This window comes from Streptomyces sp. WAC04114 (assembly GCF_019733245.1).
GTDB classification, from domain to species: domain Bacteria; phylum Actinomycetota; class Actinomycetes; order Streptomycetales; family Streptomycetaceae; genus Streptomyces; species Streptomyces massasporeus_A.
Genome location: NZ_JAIGQA010000190.1, coordinates 1 through 14690 on the forward strand (window position 1 = coordinate 1; position 14690 = coordinate 14690).

Below are 14690 nucleotides of genomic sequence, written 5' to 3' on the forward strand. Positions count from 1 at the left end.
CGCGGGGCGGGGGCGGCGGGGAGTTGTCGATGTAGCACTGGGTGGCCACGGGAGGCCCGACCCGCTTGCGGATCAGCCGGGTGACGACGACGACCCGCTCCCGGCCCTCGTGCCGCAAACGCACCTCGTCGCCGACGCGGACGCCGTGCGCGGGCTTCACGCGCTCACCGTTGACGCGCACGTGGCCGCCCCGGCAGGCGGTGGCGCCCATGGAGCGGGTCTTGACGAGGCGCACGGACCAGATCCAGCTGTCGACGCGCACCGTCGAGGCGCCCTGCGGACTCGCGGCCTCGGCGGCGGCGATCGCGGCGGCGACCTTCGGATCCATGGTCCTGGGATCCGAGGAACTCGAGTCCGCGGACTGGGCATCGCCGTTACCGGAGCCGCCCGTGGCCTCGGGGGACTCGGGCGCCGCGCCGGGGGAGGCGGGTGCCGCGCCGGCGGTCCCGTCTGCGGTCCCGTCCTTGGTCCAGTCCGTCCCCTCGTACTGCGCACCTTCAGAAGCCATGTCCCGACCTTAGTCCTCCGAGTCGCCCTGCCGGGCGGAGTATCGGCCTCTCGGCCAACTCTGCCAAAGTAGTTTTGCAAAAACTCTTTTGCCAATGGGTCGGGGCGGCCTAACCTCCCGGCATGGACAGCGACGAGCACAAGCGCGTACTCGATCCCGAGCACGACACCGCCGCCCTGAAGGCCCTCACCCACCCCCTGCGCATCCAGCTGCTCGGGCTGCTGCGGCAGGACGGGCCCGCCACGGCGAGTGAGCTGGCCGCACGGACGGGGGAGTCGTCGGCGTCGGCCAGCTACCACCTGCGGGTGCTGGCGAAGTACGCGTTCATCGCCGAGGCCGAGCACCGCGACGGACGGGAGCGGCGCTGGCGTGCGCTGCACACCGTCACGTCCTGGAGCAACGAGACGATGGAGGCCACCGCGGCGGGCCGGGCCTTCGTCAGTCTGGCGCGGCGACGGCAGATCGAGCACCTGGAGAGGTCCCTGGCCCGGCACGAGGCTGACATGGCCGCCGGGCGGCTCGGTGAGGAGTGGGTGGAGCCGTCCGGCATCAGCGACCACATGCCCCGGCTGACGGCGGAGTCGCTGACCGAGCTCTTCGCCACGGTCGCCGCGAAGCTGGAGGAACTGACCGCCCGGGACGCGGATGATCCGCGTGCCGAACACGTGGTGTTCCTCGCCGCCGGACTGCCGCTCGCGCCGCACGAACCTGCCGGTCCCGCCCCCGACGATTCTGACGCCGAGGCCCCTGACGACCCTGAAGCCCCCGCCATCACTCCCGGATACCTCAAGCCATGACGCGGCTCATGACCGAGTCGTCCGGGGAGCGGACCGCCCGCCGCCGGTACGTCACCGTCTGTGCGCTCCTCTGGCTGCCGCCGGGCCTGGGCCTGGCCACCATGGTCCTGCTGTTCAGCGAGCGCGGTATGTCCCTCGCCGCGATCGCCGGGCTGTTCGCCGCGCACTCGCTGACCGTGGCCGCGCTGGAGCTGCCCACAGGAGGCCTCTCGGATGTCCTCGGGCGCCGGCCGGTCCTGGCCGCGGCCGGTCTGCTCAACGTGCTCGCCTTCACGCTGATCGGCGTCGGCACCACCGCCTGGCTGCTCACCGCGGGCATGGTCCTCATGGGCGCGGCCCGCGCCCTGGCCAGCGGTACCGCGGAGGCCTGGTACGTCGACACCGTCCAGGCGTGCTCCGGCCCGGACGCCGAGCTGCGCACGGGCCTGGCCCGGGGCGGCACCGCGTCCTCCGCCGCGCTCGCGGCCGGCATTCTGCTCGGTGGCGCCCTGCCGTGGCTGCTGGGCCTGGGGCCCGATCTCGGTGCCCGGCTGAGCGAGGCGACCTCCGGGACGGTGCTGCCCCTGTCCGTCCCGCTGCTGCTGGGGGCCGCGCTGCGGATCGTCTTCGTCGCCTATGTGCTGACCGCCCTGCGGGAGCCCCCGCGACCACCGGCGACCCTGCGATCCGTGCTGCGCGGCGTCCCCGTCACCGTGCTCGACGGACTGCGGCTGGGCGGCCGGGACGCGGTCGTGCGCCGGGTCCTCCTCGGCGCGGCGGCGGCCGGAAGCGCCCTGGCCGCGATCGAACTGCTGGTACCGGGCCGTACCGCCGCACTGACCGGCGCGACCGGCTCCGGCGCGATGGTCTACGCCGCCCTGTCCTGTGCGGGCTTCGTCTGCTCCGGGGTCGGCAGCCACCTCGCGCCGCTCACCGCTCGTGTGGCGGGCAGCGGCGAACGGGCTGTGCTGGTCGGCCTCGCGGCCGGTGCGGGCGGCCTGCTGCTGCTCGGGGTCACCGCCTCCTCCGCCCACCCGGCGGCCACGGCCCTCGCGGTCGTCGGTTTCGGCCTGGTCTACCTCGGTCTGGGCGCGGCGGCGCCGAACGAGAACGACCTGCTGCACCGCAGGGTCGCCGGCGCGGGCCGTGCCACCGCCCTGTCCGTCCAGTCCCTGGCCCAGCAACTGGTCGGCGCGCTCACGGGCCTGGTCGTCGGGGTGCTGCGCCCGGGCCCCCTGCCCTGGCTGCTGACGAGTGCCGTACTGCTGTCCGGGGCCCTGCTCTGGCGGCGCCGGGGCGGCGATGAGCGGGCGGTGCCCGTCACCGGCGTCTGAGCCCGCGGGAGGGGCGGGTCCGGATGCGTGCCCGGAAATCTCGACCCCGTGACGACGATGGCCCCACCTGCGCCTACGGTGGAGTGATGGACGCCAGCGGTCTTCCCCTCCTCGACCGGCGCATCACAAACTGCCGGGCCTGCCCGCGGCTGGTCTCCTGGCGCGAGGAGACGGCCCGTACCAAGCGAGCGGCCTTCGCGGACTGGACGTACTGGGCCCGGCCGGTCCCCGGTTTCGGGCCGGGGGACGCCCGGCTGCTGATCGTGGGACTCGCCCCCGCCGCCCACGGGGGCAACCGCACCGGCCGGATGTTCACCGGTGACCGCTCCGGGGACGTCCTCTACGAGGCGCTGTACGACGTGGGCCTCGCCTCCCAGCCGACCGCCGAGCACGCCCATGACGGCCTGGAGCTGTACGGCGTGCGCGTCACCTCGCCCGTGCACTGCGCCCCGCCCGCCAACAAACCCACCCCCGAGGAGCGGGACACCTGCCGTCCCTGGCTCGTGCAGGAACTGCGGCTGCTGCGCCCGACCCTGCGGGCGGTGATCGTGCTCGGCGCCTTCGGGTGGCAGGCCGCGCTGCCCGCGTTCGCCGAGGCCGGCTGGCCCGTGCCCCGGCCACGCCCCGCCTTCGCGCACGGCGCCCACGTCCGCCTCGACGGCCTGGAGCTCTACGGCTGCTACCACGTCAGCCAGCGCAACACCTTCACCGGCCGGCTCACGCCCACCATGCTGCGTGACGTCCTGCGGACGGCCGGGCGGACGGCGGGTCTGGCCACCGGAAGCGGCTAGGGGGCGTCCTCGCCAGGGAGCAGCTTTCTCGCCAGGGAGGCGCCTCCTCACCAGGAGCCGCCTCCTCGTCAGACAGCTGCCTCCTCGCCGAACAGGTGGCGGACCGTGGAACGGTAGTTGGTCCGCACGTGCGTCAGCGCGTGCGCACGGGCGACGAGGAACGGACCGAGACGGCGTTCCTGGCCGCCGCCGGACGCGCCTGCGCCGCCGGTGCGGAGGTCCTCGTCCTGGGCTGCGCCGGCATGACCGGCCTGCAACGGGTCGTCGGGGAGAAGCTGGGACTGCCGGTCGTCGACGGGGCCGCCGCGGCGGTCGAACTGGCCGAGTCGCCGGTGGCGCTGGGACTGACCACGAGCCGGGTGGGGAGCTACGCCGAGCCGCTGCCCGAACAGCGGGTGTGGGCCAGGCCCGAACGGCGCTGACTCAGGCCGGGCCGTCGAGGGTGACGTCGTCGTGATGGGCCCCGTAGAGCCGTGTCTGCCGGGCCATCACCTCCCGCATCGGCGTGCCGCGCGGGATGCCGTACACCGTCCCCGGGAAGTCCAGCGCCTGCTGGATCTGCCAGAGTTCGTCGTGCTCCCCGGGAGCGAAGAGCCGGGCCCGGGGCGCGCCCGCCGCGATCCAGCCGATGGGCAGGACGGTGCCGGGTGCCAGCACGGAGTTGACGTGCAGCACGCTGTGGATCCGCAGCTCCGACCCGGCGCCCGCGACGGCCCCCGGGAAGACGCAGGCCCCGGTGGCCACGAAGACCTCGTCCTCCAGGGTCGCTCCGTTGACATGGGCGTGCGGGCCGACGAGCACCGCGTCCCCGATCGCGGCGGGGTGCGCGGACCGCCCCCGGACCAGCGCGTTCTCCATGACGACGACGTCCGACCCGACCCGCACCTCCCCGTCCTCCGCCGTGAGCACGGCGCCGTGCAGCACCCGGCTGCGCTCACCGAGGACGACGGCCCCGCACAGCACGGCAGTCGGGGCGACGTACGCGGACGCGGGGACGACGGGACGCCGCCCGCGATGCTCGATCAGCATGGACTCTCCTCAGGCGGACGGTCCCTCGGCGGAAGACTCCTCGGCGGAGGACCCCTCGGGTACGACGGCTGTCGCCGTAATCTCCACCAGTTGTCCCGTGTACCCGAGACACGCCACGCCGATCAGCGTCGACGAGTGCGGACCCGCACTGAGACCGGACGCCTCGACCACACTCCAGACGGCGGACAGCGCGGCGGGCTCGTCGCTCACGACGTACACCTCGGTCGCCACGACGTGGGCCAGATCGCTTCCCACGGCCCTCAGTTGCTCCTCCAGGTTGGCGATCACCTGCTCGGCCTGCCGCACCGGATCCCCGGGACCGACCAGCTCGCCACCGGCGTCCAGCGGCACCGACCCGGCGAGGAAGGCCAGCCTGGTGCCCGCTTCGACGACGGACGCGTGCGCGTAGGTGGGCGGCGGGAAGAGGCTCGGGACGGTGACGCGGCGGATCACGTGGGGTCTCCGATCTGCGGGTGGCGACGGGGCAACCCACCGATCATGCGAGGCCCGGCGCGCGGACGCATCCGTATTTCGTTTCACGGCGGTCGAGCCGTCCCCTTACGCTGCCCGGGCCCTCACCGTCCGTCCGCCCGGGAGCCGCACCGTGCCCGCCTTCCTCGACACCGTCGCAGACCGCCTCGCCCTGCTCCCCGCCGTCGAGGCGGTCACCCTCGGCGGCTCCCGGGCCCAGGGCACCGAACGGCCCGACAGCGACTGGGACCTGGCGGTCTATTACCGCGGTGCCTTCGACCCGGCCCACCTCCGCGCGGTCGGCTGGGAGGGCGAGGTCTGCGAGATCGGCGCGTGGGGCGGCGGCGTCTTCAACGGCGGGGCTTGGCTGACGATCGAGGGCCGCCGCGTGGACGTCCACTACCGCGACCTGGACGTCGTCGAGCACGAGCTGGCGGAAGCGGAGGCGGGCCGCTTCCGTGTCGAGCCCCTCATGTTCCACCTGGCGGGCATCCCGACCTACCTGCTCGTCGCCGAACTCGCGGTCAACCAGGTGCTGCGGGGCGAACTGCCACGCCCGGGCGCCTATCCGCGGGCCCTGCGCGAGAGCGCCCCGGCGCACTGGTACGGCATGGCCGCGGCCACCCTCGCCTACGCCAGGGCGGGCCACGCCCCGAAGAACGCCGTCACCCAGGTCGCCGGGGCGATCGCCCTGGCCGCGACACAGACCGCGCACGCGGTGCTGGCGGCGCGCGGGGAATGGGTCACCAACGAGAAGGGGCTGGTGGCGCGGGCGGGGCTGGCCGAAGTCGACGCGGCCGTACGCGACCTGACGGAGGGTCCGGCCGCTCTCGCCCGGGCCGTCACCGACGTGGAGACGCTTCTCGCACGGGCCGTGGCGGCCGTCACCGCCGGGTGAACTGGACGCGGGTCGGCTGGACGGTGTCCGGACGGATCGCGACGCCGTCGACGGTGAGCTGTTCGCCGTAGATGTCGGTGAGCCTGAGGGAACCGCCGCAGCCGGTGCCGTCGGGGGAGAGGAAGTAGTTGTACTCCGTACGCGTCAGCCGGCTCCAGCCGCTGCCCGTCCTGACCTCCAGCCGGGCCAGCGGGTTGCGGTGGCCGAGTGCCTGGATGCCGCACCAGTGCCGGCTGGAGCCGGTCTTGTAGCGGACCGAGACCGTGCCGGAGGTGCTGGGGCTCAGCAGGCTCCAGGCGATCGGTATCCGCCCCGCGGAGAGACCGGCGAGCTTCGCGAACGCCTCCTTGCTCAGGTCGAGTTGCCCCGGGGCGCAGGGCAGCGGGCACTCGTTGGTGATCCGGACGGTGACGGAGGCGCCGCTCGCCGCGTGGACCAGGATGTACGCCCCGCACGCCTGGGACGTCTCGTAGTCGGTGTGGTTCATGGCCGCGACCATGAGGTCGGGGCTCGGGCCGTACAGGCAGGCCCCGTCACCGTCGTCGGCGTCGTAGTGGGTGGCGACGCCGTTGTAGGTGGTCCCGGGCTTGATCCGGCCCGCCAGAGGCGCCGCGCCGGACGCCGGTCGCGGCGCGGACGACCGGGTGGCGGCGGGCGAGGGCCGCGCCGACGGGGTGGTCGCGGACACGGCGGTGGCCCGGGTGCTCTTCGGAGTCGGGGACGCGGTGGAGGGCTTCGGTGCCGGCGTCGGCTCGCGTGTCGTCGGCGAGGCGCTCGGGCCGGCGCCGGCCGCCGTCCCGGCGGCCGTCCGTACCGTGTCCGGTTCGCCGCCCGGGCGCAGGACGATCACGAGGGAGACGAGCAGTCCCGCCGCTGCCACGGCGACGGCCCAGACGAGGGCCGTGCGCCGCTTGCGGCGGGGACGGCGGTGGGATGCGGATGCCACGGATGAGTCCTTCGGGTCCTTGCGTGGTTCAGGAGAACGCGCGCTCACACCCACCAGTGGTCACCGGGCCGGAAAAGGTTGCCGTGGCCGGTTCTCGATCGTCAGGGTCATCGATCGCCCCGGTTCTTGATTGCGTACATAAAGAACGCCGGTTCTCAGCCGTCCGACACGTTCCGGAAACCTGTCCTCCAGAAACCCCGTCTACCCTGGTCATCCACACCCCGCCCCGGCCACCGTCGCCCGAAGGCTCACCCCTGCCCTCGTCGAGACGACAGGAGCCCAGTGTCGCGCCGCATCGCCCCCCACCTTCCGCCCTGGCTCGCGCACGCCCTGCACGCCCAGCGGGGGCCGGTGCCCTGGAGCGCGGTGACGCGGGGGGCCCTGTCCGCCGGGCCCTTGCTGCTCGTGGCCGTGCAGACCGGATTCACCACCCTCGGCGTCGTCGCCGCCGTCGCCGCCATGCTCGCCGGGATCAACGACCGGCCCGGGAGCCGGCGCGTCTCCGTCAAGCGGATCGGAGTGCCCGCCCTGGGCGGTGCGCTGGGGCTCGTGGTCGGGACGTACACCGGGCAGGGCACCGGTGCGGTCGTGCTCACCCTGGTGCTCACGGTCGTCGGGCTCGTCGCCGGGGGGATGAGCGCCGTCGGGCCCGTCGCGTCCGCCGTCGGGACGCAGTTGCTCGTCGGCGCGGCGATCGGCGCCGGGATGCCCCTGCCGGAACCCGGGTGGGAGCGGGCGCTCGCCTATCTCGCCGGAGCGGGCTGGCTGCTCGTGCTGCGGCTCGCCCTGCCCACGCCCGGCTCCCTCGCCGGTGACTTCCGGTTCGACGGGGAGCGGGATGCCGTTGCCGGCGTGTACGAGGCCGTCGCCGGGCTGCTCGACGCGGTCGGCGGACCGGACGCCATCCGCCGCCGGGCCGCGCTGACCGCCGCCCTCGACCACGCCCAGGACGCCCTCGCCGGGCCCCGGCTGCGCAGGTACGCCTCCTCCTCCACCGAGCGGCGGCTGCACGCGCAGTACGCCGCGGCCCTGCCCCTCGCCGAGGCGGCCACCGCCCTCGCCTGGGCCGAGGAGGCCGTCCCCGAGCGGGCCTCCGAAGGCCCCCGGCGGCTCGCCGCGGCCGTACGGGGCAACACCCACACCGGCCCGCTGCCCGCACCGTCCCGTTCGGCACCGGCCCTGCGCGCCCTCGACGACGCCCTCCTGCACGCCGCCGAGGTGTTCGACCAGGGCCGGGCCGGAGATCTGCACACCCGGCCGCGCGGCGCCGGGGACCGGCTGCGCGCCGCCTTCGGCACCGCCGGACGCGAGTACGGGCTCCGCGTCGCCCTCTGCTTCGGCGCCAGCTCGGCGGTCGCCCAGGCCCTTCACCAGAGCCAGTGGTACGGGCAGCACGAGCACTGGTACTGGCTGCCCGCCACCGCCGTGTTCCTGGTCAAGCCCGACCTCGGGCCGCTCGTCTCGCGCGTGCTCAACCGGGCCGCCGGGACCGTCCTCGGGGCGCTGCTCTTCGCCGGGCTCGCCGCCGTCCTGCCCCGCCCGGAAGGCCTCGTCGCGCTCGTCGCCCTCAGCGGGGCGCTCATACCCGTCGCCACCCGGCACTTCGCCGCCCAGACCGCCGTCGTCACCGTCCTCGTCCTCGCGCTCCTCATGGTCGGCGGCGAACCCCAGGCCTCCGCCGGGCGGATCGGCGAGACGCTGCTGGCCTGCGCGATCGTGCTGATCACCGGGCACCTGCCGATGCCCGGACAGCGCGGCGGGACGGTGCGCGCCCGGCTCGCGGCGGCGGGCGACGCGGCGTACGCCTATCTCACCCACGTGCTCGACGAGGCCGACGCCCCGCGCATCGGGAACTCCGGCACCCCTTCCGACCACCGCGCCACCCGCTGGACCTTGCGCCGCGAGGCCTACCGCACCCTGGCCGAGGCCCGTTCGGCCGTCTCCCTCGCCGCGCACGAACTGCCTGCCCTCGCCCGGCACGCCGAGGGCGCGGACGAGGTGGCCGACCTCCTCGAACGCCTCGTCGACACGACGACCGCCTGCGCCGTGCACCTCGACGACACCGGCCGGATCGGGCCGCGCCACAAGGAACGCCTCACGGCCGTCCTCGCCGAACTCGCCGGACGAGGAGAACGGGTGGGACTACGGCCGCACCGGACACCCCTCGCCGGGTAGCCCACCCGGCGCCACCGCGCCGGCCGCACGGTTGTGAGAACGGGCGGGCTCAGCCGTCGACCCGCACCCACACCGGGGCGTGGTCCGAGCCGGGTTCGCCCCGGCGCTCGGAGGGGTCAGGGCCGACCGAAGGCAGGCCGGGCGGGCCCTCGCCGGGCAGACCGGTGCCCGCCTGCGTCGCCCGCTGCACCAGGCGGTGGCTCAGCAGCACGTGGTCGATCAGCTCGCGCCGCCCGGAGTTCACCCGGGACCAGCGCTGCCCGGGCGGGATGAGCGGGGCCACGTCCCACAGCCGCGTCGCATCGCCCCGGTCGGGCCGGTCGTAGCCCGGTGCGCCGATCTCCGAGCCGGGCGGGCCGAGCAGGATCTGCGTGGTCGCCGCCTGCACCTCGTCGTTCAGGTCACCCAGGACGGCGACGTCCCGCGCCCGCCCGTCACCGGCCAGCAACTCGTCCGCGAGCCCGCGCAGCGCCGTCGCCTCGGCCGCCCGGCGGTACAGGGCGTAGGCGCCGTAGCGGGCCCGTTCGCCCTCGTCGCGCGGCTGGAACCGGCCGTCGGGATACGACAGCAGCTTCGACTTCAGATGACAGACCGCCACCAGCAGCGGCCCGTCCCCGCCCTCGACCTCCACGGCCAGGACGCCCCGCCCCGCCTGTCCCGCCGTCAGTCCCGAGTCGTCCGCCTGCACGGGACGCAGCTCCGCCGGGAACGCCCGCGTGTCGGCCACCACCGTCATGGCCGTACGGCTCAGGAACCCGACCCGTATGCCCCGGCTGTCCGGGTGCTCCGACAGGGCGACGTGCCAGTCGTCGTCGAGCATCCCTGCCAGGTCCTTGAGGGCCTCCGGGTCGCCCACCTCCTGCACGCCGAGCAGGGTCGGATCGAGTTCGGTGACCGCGGCGGCGAGCGCGGCGAGCTTCGCCTCGTACCCGGCCTCGTCGTGCGGGCCGTACGGGCCTCCGGGCCGGTAGAGATTCTCCAGATTCCAGGTGCCGATGAGCATGCCGGGCTCCTTTCAGAAGCCGACAGTCGGGGTGGTGAGGCCAGGGTGCGCGCCCGGCCCGCCCCGCGACAGAGCCGTGACGGGAAGTGCGGTTCGGCTCATGCCGCCCTACGACGCCGTCGTACGTTGGCGTGATGACGCCTCCTGCCGCGGTCAGTCCCGTCGACCTCATCATCAGCGCATGTACCGTCCTCGTGCACGACGATCAAGAGCGGATCGGGTTCGAGGAGGACGCCGCGATCGTCGTACGGGGCGGGATCGTCGAGGCCGTCACGACCACCGCGGAGGCCGCCGACCTGACCGCCGCCGAGCGGCTCGACGCCCGCGGCCAGGTCGCCCTGCCGGGCCTGATCAACTGTCACACGCACGCGCCGATGGTCGCGCTGCGCGGCCTCGCCGAGGACCTCCCCATCGAGGAGTGGTTCAACGACGTCGTCTGGCCCGTCGAGTCCAACCTGACGGAGCGGGACGTCGAGCTGGGGGCGCGGCTCGCCTGTGCCGAGATGATCCGCGCGGGCGTCACCTGCTTCGCCGACCACTACTTCGCCATGGACGCGGTGGCGCGGGTGGTCGCGGACTGCGGCATGCGGGCGCTGCTCGGCGAGGCCTTCTTCTCCTCGCAGGGCCCCGAAGGCCTGGAGCGGTCCCTGGAGTTCGCGTTGCGGCACCGCGGAGCGGCCGACGGCCGGATCACCACCGCGCTCGCGCCGCACGCCCCCTACACGGTCGACGACACCGACCTCGCCCGCACCGCCGAGCTCGCCCGCACGCACGGCCTGCCCGTGCACCTCCACGCAGCCGAGAACCGCGACCAGACCGAGACCAGCCTGGCCCGCCACGGCGTCACCCCGATCGAGGTCCTGGAACGCACCGGCATCCTCGATACGGACCTGCTCCTCGCCCACGGCACCGGCATCGTCGACAGCGACCTCCCCCTCCTGGAGCGGGCGGACGGCCGTACGGCGGTCGCCACCGCGCCCCGCGGCTACCTCAAGTTCGCCTGGCCCGACACCACACCGGTCCGCGCCCTGCGCGACATCGGCGTCGACGTCGGACTCGCCACCGACGGCGCCGCCTCCAACAACTCCCTCGACGTGTGGGAGTCCATGGCCCTCACCTCCCTGGTCCAGAAGTCGGCCGAGGGCGACCCGCGCCGGCTGACCTCCCGCCAGGCCCTGCACCACGCCACCCTGCAGAGCGCGCGGGCCGTGGGCCTCGGGGAACGCGCCGGCAGCATCGCGCCCGGCCGGCGGGCCGACATCGTCCTGGTCGACCTCACCGGGCCGCACACCCGGCCCGTCCACGACCTCGCCGCCACCCTCGTGCACAGCGCCCGCTCGGCCGACGTCCGCACCACGATCGTCGACGGACGGATCCTCATGCGCGACCGGGAACTGCTGACGATCGACGTGCCGGAAGTGGCACGGGAACTGGAGGAGCGCCTGCCCGCCCTCGTCGACCGCGGCCACGGCCGCCACATCCAGCGGTACGACACCTGACGCCGCCGCATCCGCGGTACGACAACCGAAGCCCCCCGCATCCGCGGCGCGGCGAAGAACTTCCGGAAATTCTCCCGGGCAGCGATGAGTTCCGCGTCTCCCGCCGGTCACCACCCCCGACGGACCGTTGTCACAGGAGGGCCCATGTCGCTTCCGGAGATCGTCTCGCGCGGCGAGTGGCGCGCGGCGCGCGCGGAACTGCTGCTGAAGGAGAAGGCCGCCACCCGCGCGCGGGACGCGCTCAACGCCGAGCGGCGCGGACTGCCCATGGTGGAGGTCGACGAGGAGTACGTGTTCGAGGGCGGGGACGGCAAGGCCACCCTGCTCGACCTGTTCGAGGGCCGGCGCCAGCTCGTCGTCTACCACTTCATGTTCGCGCCCGAGTGGGACGCGGGCTGCCGCAGCTGCTCTGGATTCCTGGACCAAGTAGGGCATCTCGCCCATCTCCACGCCCGTGACACGTCGTTCGCCGCCGCGTCCCGCGCGCCGTACCCGAGGATCCTGCCGTTCAAGGCGCGGATGGGCTGGACGCTCCCCTGGTACTCGTCGTACGGCAGCGGCTTCAACCACGACTTCGAGGTGACCCTGCAGCGGGAGGGCGAGCTCGTCGAGCGCCCCGGCCTGAGCTGCTTCCTGCGAGACCGCGACCGGGTCTTCCACACGTACACGACGTACGAGCGCGGCCTCGACGGCCTGGGCTCGACGACCAGCCTGCTGGACCTCACCGCACTCGGCCGGCAGGAGGAGTGGGAGGAGCCCAAGGGGCGCGCGTCGGCCTATGGGGCGCCTGCGGGAAGTGAGCGCATCCGGTATCACGACGAGTACGACGACTGATACGGAAAGTGAACACATCCGCCAAGAGGCTGAGAGGTTGGTCACACTTGGTGGTGAACGCGTGTCAACTACGTCTCAGAACCGTCACTTCGCGAGCCGTTCACCCCATCGTTGGCGTTTAACTCTACGAGTACAGCGCTACATGGAGGTGCAGGGTGAACGGGCGAACGGTGCTCGAGCGCTTTCCCGCCGGTGGGCCGCGTGGCTCCTGGCCTGCGGAGGAGTTCGCGCAGGCGCGGCGAAGCGAAGGCCTGCCCGCCGAGGTCGTCATGGACCTCGCCACGGACATGTTCCTGGTGATCGTGCGCAGCGGCGGCGTGGCCGACGCCACCGCCTGACGGGTGCCGTCAGACCGCCTTCGGCGCCGGCACCTTCCGGACCGGCGCGGGTGACGGGGCGAACTGCTCCGCCTGGAGCGCGTACAGCTCGGCGTAGAGCCCACCGGTCGCCAGCAGCTCGTCCGGCGTGCCGGACTCCACGAGCCGGCCCTGGTCCAGGACGTGCACCAGATCCGCGTGCCGTACGGACGCCAGCCGGTGTGTGATCAGCACGACCGTCTGGCCGCTGTCGGCCAGGGCGCGGATCCGCTCGAAGACCTCCAGCTCGGCCCGGGCGTCCAGGGCCGCCGTCGGCTCGTCCACGATCAGGATGCGGCCCCTGCGGTAGGCCGCCCGGGCGATGCCGAGCCGCTGCCACTGGCCGCCCGACAGCTCGTGCCCGCCGCTGAAGTTGCGGGCGAGCAGCGTGTCCAGCCCGCGCGGCAGGTCCGCGATGACCGCCTCCGCCCCCGCCTCGGCGACCGACGCGGCCAGCCGGTCCTCGCACAGCGGCACCGAGGGACGGCCCAGGGCGACGTTCACCCGGGCCGTGAACGGCCACCGCTTGAAATCCTGCGCCACCATCGCGATCCGCTCGGCCAGCCGGTGCCGGTCGGCGCTCGCCGCGTCCACCCCGTCCCACAGGATCCGCCCGCGCTCCGGCCTGTAGAGCCCGGCGAGCAGCTTGACCAGGGTGGTCTTGCCGGAGCCGTTCTCGCCGACCAGTGCGACGATGCGGCCGAGCGGCAGGTTCAGCGTCACGTCGTCGAGGGCGGGCCGGGCCGAGTCTCCCGGGTAGCGGAACGTGACGTTCTCGAAGCGGATCTCGCGCGGGTCCTCCGGCAGCAGCGCGCCTCCGGTCGGGATCGCCCACTGGTCCGCCTCGGTGTACAGCCGCTGCAGATCGCCGACGAAGAGCGCCTCCTCGTGCAGTGCGTTGACCTCCACCACGAGCGTGTCGAGGCTCTGCGACCCGGTCCGGATCGCGATCACGGCCGTACCCGCCACCGACAGGGCCATCGCGCCCGCCAGCAGCAGCCCGCCCAGCGTCGCGTACGTCGCCACCGTCGCCAGACCCGTCCACGCCGCCGCGATCAGGCCCGTGCGGGCGGCGAGCCCGGCCAGGCGGGCCTGCTCGGCCTCGGCCGACTCGGACATCGCGCGGAAGTGCCGCAACAGGAAGGAGCCCACCCCGTGCACCCGGATCTCGGGGGCCGCCTCGGGCTCGATCAGCAGGTTGCCGAGCAGCCGGCCCGCGCGGGCGTGCTGCACCCAGGCGTGGAAGGACTCGTAGCGCCGCCGGGCCACGGTCACGCGCTCCAGGCGCTCGGCAGCGTCATCGTGATCAGCAGTGGCAGCAGAGCGGGGTGCAGCACGGTCAGCACGCCCGCCGCCGCGATCAGGGAGATCATCGCGTTGATCACGCGTGTGCCGTAGGAGATCATCCGGCGCGCGGAGGCGGCGCCGTACTGCGCGGTGTCGAGCAGCTTGTGGAAGGCGTGGTCCTCGATAGCGGCCAGCTCCACGGCCGCGGCCCGCTCCAGGTACCGCTCGGTCGCCACCCGCTCCACCTTGGGCTCCAGCCGGCCGGTGGCGTAGGTGCTCGCGGCCCGCAGCAGGGCGGCGAGGAACATCACGGCGGCCACCGTGACCAGGGCGGGGACGGTTCCGCGCAGCCGGTCGTCGATCGGGCCGCCGCCCATCAGCCCGGCCAGCACGCTGTTGACGGCGAGCAGGGCCACCGCCTGCGCCACGCCCCGGCCCGCCTCGGCGGCCAGCACGATCCGCGCGGCGGCCCGGTCGGCCTGCCGGGCCAGCTCCAGGCTGGACGCGAGCAGGGACGGCAGCCGGGTGATCATGGCGCGGAAGTTCAGCTCCAGGAACGCGTCGGCGTGCTGGTTCCAGCCCATGTCGTAGCGCAGCGGCCCGCCGAAGAGCAGCCGCTCCGACTCGGACACCTCCGGCGCGGTCCGCTTCTTCCCCACCGTCGACCCACCTCCCGCTCGGGCCCGCACATGGACGAACGGCCACTATCGCGGGGCGGACGTCCGCCCCGCGATAGTGGCCGTTCGTCCATGTGCGGGCCCGAGCGGGAGGTGGGTCGACGGT

General features: G+C 73.9%; 14 protein-coding genes and 2 pseudogenes. 9 read left to right on the forward strand and 7 right to left on the reverse strand.

Annotation, left to right across the window (positions count from 1 at the left end; genetic code table 11):
- Positions 1–508 (reverse strand): RNA-binding S4 domain-containing protein (locus tag K4G64_RS40720; RefSeq protein ID WP_260461307.1); only part of this gene is annotated, 508 nt, incomplete at its 3' end.
- Positions 509–630: 122 nt separating this feature from the next.
- Between K4G64_RS40720 and K4G64_RS32915 the strand changes: the two genes are divergently transcribed.
- The 3 genes from K4G64_RS32915 to K4G64_RS32925 all read left to right on the forward strand — a co-directional run bounded on the left by K4G64_RS32915 (position 631) and on the right by K4G64_RS32925 (position 3409).
- Positions 631–1305: a winged helix-turn-helix domain-containing protein gene (locus K4G64_RS32915; RefSeq protein ID WP_221759585.1), complete on the forward strand. Its 675-nt coding sequence runs from the start codon at positions 631–633 to the stop codon at positions 1303–1305.
- A gap of 8 nt (positions 1306–1313) precedes the next feature.
- Positions 1314–2618, forward strand: coding sequence for an MFS transporter (locus K4G64_RS32920; RefSeq protein ID WP_221759586.1), 1305 nt, complete (start codon positions 1314–1316; stop codon positions 2616–2618).
- A gap of 86 nt (positions 2619–2704) precedes the next feature.
- Complete coding sequence (locus K4G64_RS32925; protein WP_221759587.1) at positions 2705–3409, forward strand: uracil-DNA glycosylase; 705 nt, start codon at positions 2705–2707, stop codon at positions 3407–3409.
- Between the two features lie 68 nt (positions 3410–3477).
- Here K4G64_RS32925 and K4G64_RS40725 read toward each other — a convergent pair.
- Positions 3478–3561, reverse strand: a pseudogene (locus tag K4G64_RS40725) (GntR family transcriptional regulator); the annotation flags it as partial.
- On the opposite strand from K4G64_RS40725, the gene K4G64_RS32930 reads away from it, so the two are divergent.
- Entirely contained in the window at positions 3550–3831 is a 282-nt protein-coding gene (locus tag K4G64_RS32930) for an aspartate/glutamate racemase family protein (protein ID WP_374206472.1), read from the forward strand. The pseudogene K4G64_RS40725 and the gene K4G64_RS32930 overlap by 12 nt on opposite strands.
- A gap of 1 nt (position 3832) precedes the next feature.
- Here K4G64_RS32930 and K4G64_RS32935 read toward each other — a convergent pair whose 3' ends face one another.
- Complete coding sequence (locus tag K4G64_RS32935) at positions 3833–4438, reverse strand: gamma carbonic anhydrase family protein (RefSeq protein WP_221759588.1); 606 nt, start codon at positions 4436–4438, stop codon at positions 3833–3835.
- Between the two features lie 9 nt (positions 4439–4447).
- On the reverse strand, positions 4448–4891 hold the full coding sequence (locus K4G64_RS32940) for a RidA family protein (RefSeq protein WP_221759589.1): 444 nt from the start codon (positions 4889–4891) through the stop codon (positions 4448–4450).
- A gap of 151 nt (positions 4892–5042) precedes the next feature.
- Between K4G64_RS32940 and K4G64_RS32945 the strand changes: the two genes are divergently transcribed.
- A complete protein-coding gene (locus tag K4G64_RS32945) occupies positions 5043–5807 on the forward strand; it encodes a nucleotidyltransferase domain-containing protein (protein ID WP_221759590.1) in 765 nt (254 codons plus the stop codon).
- On the opposite strand, the gene K4G64_RS32950 is transcribed toward K4G64_RS32945, so the two are convergent.
- Complete coding sequence (locus K4G64_RS32950) at positions 5794–6753, reverse strand: expansin EXLX1 family cellulose-binding protein (protein ID WP_221759591.1); 960 nt, start codon at positions 6751–6753, stop codon at positions 5794–5796. The genes K4G64_RS32945 and K4G64_RS32950 overlap by 14 nt on opposite strands.
- Positions 6754–7035: 282 nt before the next feature.
- On the opposite strand from K4G64_RS32950, the gene K4G64_RS32955 reads away from it, so the two are divergent.
- Positions 7036–8928, forward strand: a complete 1893-nt coding sequence (locus K4G64_RS32955; protein ID WP_221759592.1) for an FUSC family protein — start codon at positions 7036–7038, stop codon at positions 8926–8928.
- A 49-nt stretch (positions 8929–8977) separates the two neighbouring features.
- Here the strand turns inward: K4G64_RS32955 and K4G64_RS32960 are convergent, their stop codons facing one another.
- Entirely contained in the window at positions 8978–9931 is a 954-nt protein-coding gene (locus K4G64_RS32960) for an endonuclease/exonuclease/phosphatase family protein (RefSeq protein ID WP_221759593.1), read from the reverse strand.
- 134 nt (positions 9932–10065) lie between these two features.
- Between K4G64_RS32960 and K4G64_RS32965 the strand changes: the two genes are divergently transcribed.
- The 3 genes from K4G64_RS32965 (at position 10066) to K4G64_RS32975 (ending at position 12602) form a co-directional block, all read left to right on the forward strand.
- Positions 10066–11430, forward strand: coding sequence for an amidohydrolase (locus tag K4G64_RS32965; protein ID WP_221759594.1), 1365 nt, complete (start codon positions 10066–10068; stop codon positions 11428–11430).
- A 144-nt stretch (positions 11431–11574) separates the two neighbouring features.
- The gene (locus K4G64_RS32970) at positions 11575–12264 is read left to right on the forward strand and encodes a DUF899 domain-containing protein (protein ID WP_221759595.1); all 690 of its coding nucleotides are present in this window, start codon (positions 11575–11577) and stop codon (positions 12262–12264) included.
- Between the two features lie 155 nt (positions 12265–12419).
- Entirely contained in the window at positions 12420–12602 is a 183-nt protein-coding gene (locus K4G64_RS32975) for a hypothetical protein (protein ID WP_097216004.1), read from the forward strand.
- Positions 12603–12611: 9 nt separating this feature from the next.
- Here K4G64_RS32975 and K4G64_RS32980 read toward each other — a convergent pair.
- Positions 12612–14566: pseudogene (locus K4G64_RS32980) on the reverse strand (ABC transporter ATP-binding protein).
- Positions 14567–14690 lie beyond the last annotated feature (124 nt).

What these genes read in the sequence shown, in the direction of transcription:
- K4G64_RS32960 (WP_221759593.1), bottom strand. Translation starts at nt 9,931, where the DNA reads ATGCTCATCGGCACCTGGAATCTGGAGAATCTCTACCGGCCCGGAGGC.
- K4G64_RS32915 (WP_221759585.1), top strand. Translation starts at nt 631, where the DNA reads ATGGACAGCGACGAGCACAAGCGCGTACTCGATCCCGAGCACGACACC.
- K4G64_RS32965 (WP_221759594.1), top strand. Translation starts at nt 10,066, where the DNA reads ATGACGCCTCCTGCCGCGGTCAGTCCCGTCGACCTCATCATCAGCGCA.
- K4G64_RS32970 (WP_221759595.1), top strand. Translation starts at nt 11,575, where the DNA reads ATGTCGCTTCCGGAGATCGTCTCGCGCGGCGAGTGGCGCGCGGCGCGC.
- K4G64_RS32920 (WP_221759586.1), top strand. Translation starts at nt 1,314, where the DNA reads ATGACCGAGTCGTCCGGGGAGCGGACCGCCCGCCGCCGGTACGTCACC.
- K4G64_RS32925 (WP_221759587.1), top strand. Translation starts at nt 2,705, where the DNA reads ATGGACGCCAGCGGTCTTCCCCTCCTCGACCGGCGCATCACAAACTGC.
- K4G64_RS32935 (WP_221759588.1), bottom strand. Translation starts at nt 4,438, where the DNA reads ATGCTGATCGAGCATCGCGGGCGGCGTCCCGTCGTCCCCGCGTCCGCG.